Annotated in this window: 6 protein-coding genes and 1 pseudogene; 3 read left to right on the plus strand and 4 right to left on the minus strand. The window is 60.2% G+C overall.

Annotation, left to right across the window (positions count from 1 at the left end; translation table 11 throughout):
• The 3 genes from ACW8PS_RS01955 to ACW8PS_RS01965 form a co-directional block, all read right to left on the minus strand.
• Positions 1–1,031: CaiB/BaiF CoA transferase family protein (locus ACW8PS_RS01955; protein WP_491525576.1), on the minus strand; the 1,031-nt coding region annotated here is incomplete at its 3' end.
• Positions 1,031–1,714 (minus strand): DsbA family protein, encoded by a 684-nt coding sequence (locus ACW8PS_RS01960; RefSeq protein ID WP_491525577.1) that lies wholly within the window; start codon positions 1,712–1,714, stop codon positions 1,031–1,033. The genes ACW8PS_RS01955 and ACW8PS_RS01960, both read right to left, overlap by 1 nt.
• 13 nt (positions 1,715–1,727) lie before the next feature.
• Entirely contained in the window at positions 1,728–2,258 is a 531-nt protein-coding gene (locus ACW8PS_RS01965; protein WP_491525578.1) for a DUF721 domain-containing protein, read from the minus strand.
• Between the two features lie 80 nt (positions 2,259–2,338).
• On the opposite strand from ACW8PS_RS01965, the gene mutY reads away from it, so the two are divergent.
• Together mutY and ACW8PS_RS01975 are read left to right on the plus strand one after the other, a co-directional pair.
• Positions 2,339–3,388, plus strand: coding sequence for an A/G-specific adenine glycosylase (mutY, locus tag ACW8PS_RS01970; protein ID WP_491525579.1), 1,050 nt, complete (start codon positions 2,339–2,341; stop codon positions 3,386–3,388).
• Between the two features lie 56 nt (positions 3,389–3,444).
• A complete protein-coding gene (locus ACW8PS_RS01975) occupies positions 3,445–4,578 on the plus strand; it encodes an alkane 1-monooxygenase (RefSeq protein ID WP_491525580.1) in 1,134 nt (377 codons plus the stop codon).
• A gap of 185 nt (positions 4,579–4,763) precedes the next feature.
• Here the strand turns inward: ACW8PS_RS01975 and ACW8PS_RS01980 are convergent.
• A protein-coding gene (locus tag ACW8PS_RS01980; protein WP_491525581.1) for an IS3 family transposase occupies positions 4,764–5,935 on the minus strand; the annotation gives its coding sequence in 2 pieces (ribosomal slippage) (positions 4,764–5,686 and positions 5,686–5,935; 1,173 coding nt in all).
• 77 nt (positions 5,936–6,012) lie between these two features.
• On the opposite strand from ACW8PS_RS01980, the pseudogene ACW8PS_RS01985 reads away from it, so the two are divergent.
• Positions 6,013–6,137: pseudogene (locus tag ACW8PS_RS01985) on the plus strand (IS481 family transposase); the annotation flags it as partial.

Genomic DNA, 6,137 nt, shown 5'->3' on the forward strand with positions numbered 1-6,137 from the left:
GGCACCCCGCCCGGCGCAATCTGCATGCCGCGCGCCTGCACCTGGGGGTCGGCAAAGACCTCCGCCAGATCATTGATCGGCCCGGCCGGCACGCCTTCGGCCTCGCAGGCGGCCAGAAGATCGGCCTTGGCACGCCCTATCGTGGCCCCGCTCAGGCGTCTTGTCATCTCGTCGCGATGCGCGATGCGGTCGGCATTGCTCCGGTAATCGGGGTCATCGGCCATATCCGCCAGCCCCAGCAAATGGCACAGACGGCGGTATTGCGCATCATTTCCGGTGGCGATGATGATCCAGCCATCGGCGCAGTCGAACACCTGATACGGTGCCAGATTCTGATGCGCGTTCCCGATCCGCGCAGGTGCCTTGCCGGTCACCAGATAATTCATCGCCTGATTGGCCATGGTCGCGGTCGCCACATCCAGCAATGCCATGTCGATATGCTGGCCCCTGCCGGTTTGGCCGCGCTGAAGCAGCGCCGCCAGTATCGCGTTGACGCTGTAAAGCCCGGTCAGGATATCGGTAACGGCGACGCCCATCTTTTGCGGCTGTCCGTCCGGATCCCCGGTCACCGACATGATGCCGGACATGCCTTGAATGATGAAATCATATCCGGCCCGGTGGGCATAAGGCCCGGTCTGACCGAACCCGGTGATGGAACAATAGATGAGGCGCGGGTTGAGCTTGGCCAGGCTGGCGTAATCCAGCCCGTATTTGGCCAGCCCACCCAGCTTGAAGTTTTCGATCAGAATATCGGATTCCGCCGCCATCTCGCGCACCATTGCCTGCCCTTCAGGCGTGCGAAAATCGGCGATAACAGAGGTTTTGCCGCGATTGCAGGAATGGAAATAGGCCGCTGACCGGTCGCCTTCACGCTCAATGAATGGCGGCCCCCAGGCCCGGGTGTCATCGCCTTCGGGGCTTTCGACCTTGACCACTTCGGCCCCCAGATCGGCCAAGGTCTGACCGGCCCAGGGACCGGCCAGAATTCTGGCAAGCTCAAGGACTTTGACACCCTCAAGCGGCGCGCGCATCAGCTGGCATTCTCCAGCATTTCGTCCAGAACCGCCGAAAAATCGGCGTAGTTCATGTTGGAATACAGCTCCCCGTTGATGACAAAGCTCGGGGTGCCGGTGACCTGATCGGCCTCTGCTTCTGCAACCGAAAGGGTGACCAGCGCTTCCGCATGCCCGCTATCGGTCATGCAGACATCCAGCTGATCGTCGCTCAGACCCGCCGACAACCCGACCCGGCGCAGATTTGCCGCAACCTCGCCCGGATCGCCGTCAACCCAATCGCGCTGCCCTTCCATCAGCAGCTCGGAAATGCCGAAATACTGCTCCGGCCCGCCACAGCGCGCGACCAGGCCGGCCCACAGGCCATAGCGGTCGAAATAGATCTCGCGCAGGATGAACCGCACATGGCCCGGTTCGACATAATTGGCGATCAGATCGGGATAGACTTCCTCGTGGAACCGGGCGCAATGCGGGCAGGTAAAGGACACATATTCAATCACCGTGATCGGTGCGTCCTCGGCCCCCATCACCATCTCGATGACTTCGGTTTCCTCTGGTTCAGAGGCCTCCGCAACCTGCTGTGCGCTGGCGGCAAAAAGCGGCTGCCAGGTCTGGCTTGAGGAGTGTTGATTCAGGTAATAATTCCCGCCAAGGGCGATGATCGCGGCCAGAAGGCCCGATATTAGTAGATTGCGGTTCACAAACCTCTCCTTTTCAATGGCTGTTCTTGGTCAATACGTTGCGGGCCAGACGTTCCAGCGCCTGTTTCAGGTCGCTGTCCTGAATCGGATCGGCGGCATCACGAGCTGCGGTCAGGATCTCGGGCGTCGGCCGGGGCGGTTCTTTTGGTTTCACCTCGAACCGCACATGGCCTTCGTCAAAGCCTACCGGCGCGGTCTGGGTGATCTGGATACGGCTGACCGCGTTATAGCCGTAGCAGGCGTTCACCTTCTGCCGGATCGCATCTTTTTGCATGTCCAGTGTCAGGGCGTGGCCGCCGGTGGTCAGCAAGACCAGCGTCGCGCCAAACCCACCGCCGCGGGAATGGCGGATCTTGACCGGGATCGCGGATTTCGCCGTTTCTTCGCCAACAATTTCAGGCCAGTGCGTCAACAGTTTGGTCTCGGCAAAACCACGTTTCTCAAACGGTTGCCGCAATTGCCCGGTCACCAGCTTGGACGCAGCCTCGAACCCGCGCTTGCGGCGCTTGGGGGTCACGGGCATGGTGCGTTTGGCGGCAGACATCGGATATCCTTTCGATATCCTTTATCTACCCGTCCGTGAGGGCAGAACCAATGCGTCAATAACAGCGGAGCGGATAAATTTTGCGTGACGAGGATTTAAGCCCTGTTCTGCTGGCCTGGTATGATGCCCATGCCCGCGAAATGCCCTGGCGTGTGGGGCCGGCGGATCGCGGCGTGCGGGTTCCCGACCCCTATTTTATCTGGTTGTCCGAGGTCATGTTGCAACAAACCACTGTTGCCGCCGTTACCGGGTATTTTCACAAATTCACCGCCCGCTGGCCGACGGTCACGGATCTTGCCGGGGCCGATGATGCCGAGATCATGGCCGCCTGGGCCGGGCTTGGCTATTATGCGCGCGCCCGTAACCTGCTGAAATGCGCCCGGGCGGTTGTCTTGAACCACGGCGGTGCCTTTCCCGATACCGAAGCCGAATTGCTGCGCCTGCCCGGTATCGGCCCCTATACCGCCGCCGCCATTGCCGCGATTGCCTTTGACCGGCGGGCGACTGTAATGGACGGCAATGTCGAACGAGTCATGGCCCGGCTTTTCGCGGTCGCAACGCCCCTGCCCGCCGCCAAAGCCACGCTGAAAACCCATGCGCGCGCGCTGACGCCCGCGCATCGCCCCGGCGACCACGCGCAGGCGGTGATGGATCTGGGGGCCACGATCTGCACCCCCCGCAATCCAGCCTGTGGCATCTGCCCGCTGCGTGACCCCTGCAAGGGGCGCGCCACAGGCATCGCTGCCGATCTGCCCCGCAAGACCCCCAGAAAATCCAAACCCATCCGCCACGGCATCGCCTATCTGGCGCGGCGCAGCGATGGGGCATGGCTGCTTGAAACGCGGCCCGAAAAGGGCTTGCTTGGCGGCATGTTGGGCTGGCCGACAACCGAATGGGGCGAAGCGGCACCGGCCCCCGCGCCGCCGCTGCCCGCCACCTGGCATGACCCAAACCTTGAGGTCCGCCACACATTCACTCATTTTCACCTGCGCCTGTCGCTCAGGCTGGCCAGCCTGCCGGTTGAAACGCAAGGCGCGTTTGTGCCCGATACGGATTTTCGCCCCGCCGATCTGCCGACATTGATGCGCAAGGCATTTGACCTCGCGCAAGGCGCATTCAATCAGGATTGAGCATTATCGGAAAACAAGGGACACTGCCGCCTGAGAAGCCAAAGGAACCGCCCGCCATGATCGCCGCCGCACAGGTCGCCAAAATCCAAAACGCCCTGCCCTTCTGGATGTCGCTGGGGCTGTTGCCGATGCTGGCGATTGCGGCCATCTATGGCGGCTGGACCCTGATCCTGCCAATTGCCGCCACCTGGTATCTGTTCAGCTTTCTCGACGCGCTGACCGGGCTGAACCTTGAAAACGCGGATCCCGAAACCCCCGATGCACAACTGTTCTGGTATCGCGCCATCACGCTGATCTGGGCCCCGCTGCAATTCATCGCCATTTTCGGAACGCTGATCTACGTCACGCAAAGCGGGCATCTGAGCTTGCTTGAACAATGGGCGCTATTTGCCGTGATGGGCGTGGCCTCGGGCACGATCGGAATCAATTACAGCCACGAGCTGATGCATCAATCCAGCCGGCTGGAGCGCTGGTTGGGCGATATCCTGCTGGGCATGGTGCTGTATGGCCATTTCCGGTCGGAACATCTGCTGGTCCACCACTCCTATGTCGGCACCCCGCGCGATCCCGTCACCGCGCGCTATAATGAAGGCTTCCACCGGTTTTTTCCCCGCGTGCTGATTGGCTGCCTGCGGTCATCCTTCCGGGCCGAAAAGGCCAGGCTCGCGCGCAAGGGCCTGCCCTGGTGGCATGCCAGCAACCCGTTCTGGCGCTATTGGGCGCTGGAACTTGCCTTTGCCCTGCTGGCGCTGTCCATCGGCGGGGTCTGGGGCCTCTTTCTGTTCGCCACCCAGGCGTTCTGGGCGGTATTCCAACTGGAATTGGTGAATTACGTCGAACATTACGGGCTGACCCGGAAATATCTGGGGGATGGGCGCTATGAACATGTCCAGCCGCGCCACAGCTGGAACGCGGCGCATAAGGCCTCGAACTGGCTGCTGATCAACCTGCAACGCCATTCGGACCACCATTATAAACCCAACCGGCGCTTTCCGCTGTTGCAGAACTATTCCGAGGCCGAGGCCCCCCAACTGCCCTTTGGCTATCCGGTGATGACCCTGCTGGCGCTGATCCCGCCGCTGTGGCAGGCCCGGATGAACCCGCGTGTGCGGCGCTGGCGGGCGATGTATTACCCCGAAATCACCGATTGGCACGCCTATAACAAGGCGCAGAACCCGATGCCGCGATAGATTACGGTTGTGGCGCACACCTTGAAAAGCCTAATTGTTTAGGTGTTTAGTCCCATCTTTTGATGGTCTATGAACTGGCCCCCATTTCGACCGGACACCTAAGCCCAACCAAGGAGGCTTAGGCACAGGCTTAAGCATCTGCTCATGGCCGATTGGAGTTGGAGTTCCCCCGGTTTGATGGACGGTTATGGGCTTAGAGATTCCAGCCCTTCAGTGGCGGTCCTTTCGTAGTTGATTGGCGACTTATACCCCAAAGCCGAATGGCGACGAGAGGGGTTGTACCAGCCCTCGATGAACTCGAAGCAAGCGACACGTGCTTCGGCCTTGGTTTTGAACTTCCTGCGGTCCAGCAGCTCACATTCGAGGGTGGCGAAGAAGCTCTCGCACATGGCGTTGTCGTAACAATCCCCGACAGATCCCATCGACGGTCGCACACCCATTTCCTTGCAGCGCAGACCGAAAGCTACGGATGTGTATTGCGATCCTTGATCCGAATGGTGGATTACATTTGATGGTTTGCGCTGCGTGATCGCCATATTCACCGCGTCGATCACCAACTGGGCCTTCTGCGTGGTTCCCATGGCCCAGCCAATGATCCGGCGACTGAAGGCATCAAGAACAACCGCCAGATACAAAAAGCCAGCCCAAGTCGGCACGTAAGTGATATCTGCGACCCACAGCACATTTGGCGCATCTGCGTAGAAGTTTCGGTCAACCAGATCGCTGGCGGGCCGAACGCGTGGATCGCGCTCTGTCGTGACAACGAACTTGCGACGGCTGACGCCCCTCAGGCCTTTGGCTTTCATCAGACGCTCGACACGCTTGCGGCCCACAAAGACGCCTTCATCAGCCAGCTCTGCATGGATGCGTGGTGCGCCGTAAGTTTGCTTTGAAGCTTCATGGATGGTTTCGATCCGCGTGGTCAGCGCAACATCCTCAACAAATCGGGGGCCAGGCGGACGGCTATGAAAGGCATAGAACCCGCTGCGGGAAACACCCAACGTGCGTGACATCGTCTGGATCGAATACTCGGCCTGGTTCGCGGTCATGAACTTGAAGACCTTCGCGATGTCACGTCGTGTTGTGCAAACCAGGCCGCGGCCTTTGACAGTAAGTCCCGTTCCTGGCGGAGCTGTCTGACTTCTCGACGAAGGCGCTGCAGTTCTAAGCGCTCCTCGCTGGTCAGGCCATCGTTGCGATCACCATCGTCGATCTCAATTTGCTTGACCCAGCCATGAATGGTCGCAGCGCAGGGCTCATACTCCCGCGCCAGACTCTCAACGCTACGCCCAGCTCGCGCCAGCGCAACCAACTGATCCCTGAATTCCGTCGGGTACGGGTTCCTTGTTCTCGGCATGAAAAACACTCTCCTTCATCAAGTGAAAAGTGTCCATCAAACCGGGGGAACTCCAACTCCACTTTATCCGCATCTACAACAACAAGACGGCAGCGAACGCGCGCCGCTTCCTGCGTGATTTGGAGCGCGCCTGCCCAATGCGGATACGCACCATATTGACGGATAACGGCAAGGAGTTCACGGACCGCCTCTTTGGCCTGCG

The organism is Alterinioella sp., from assembly GCF_058343375.1.

Coding starts and splice junctions, on each gene's coding strand:
- ACW8PS_RS01975 (WP_491525580.1), top strand. CDS start 3,445: ATGATCGCCGCCGCACAGGTCGCCAAAATCCAAAACGCCCTGCCCTTC.
- ACW8PS_RS01965 (WP_491525578.1), bottom strand. CDS start 2,258: ATGTCTGCCGCCAAACGCACCATGCCCGTGACCCCCAAGCGCCGCAAG.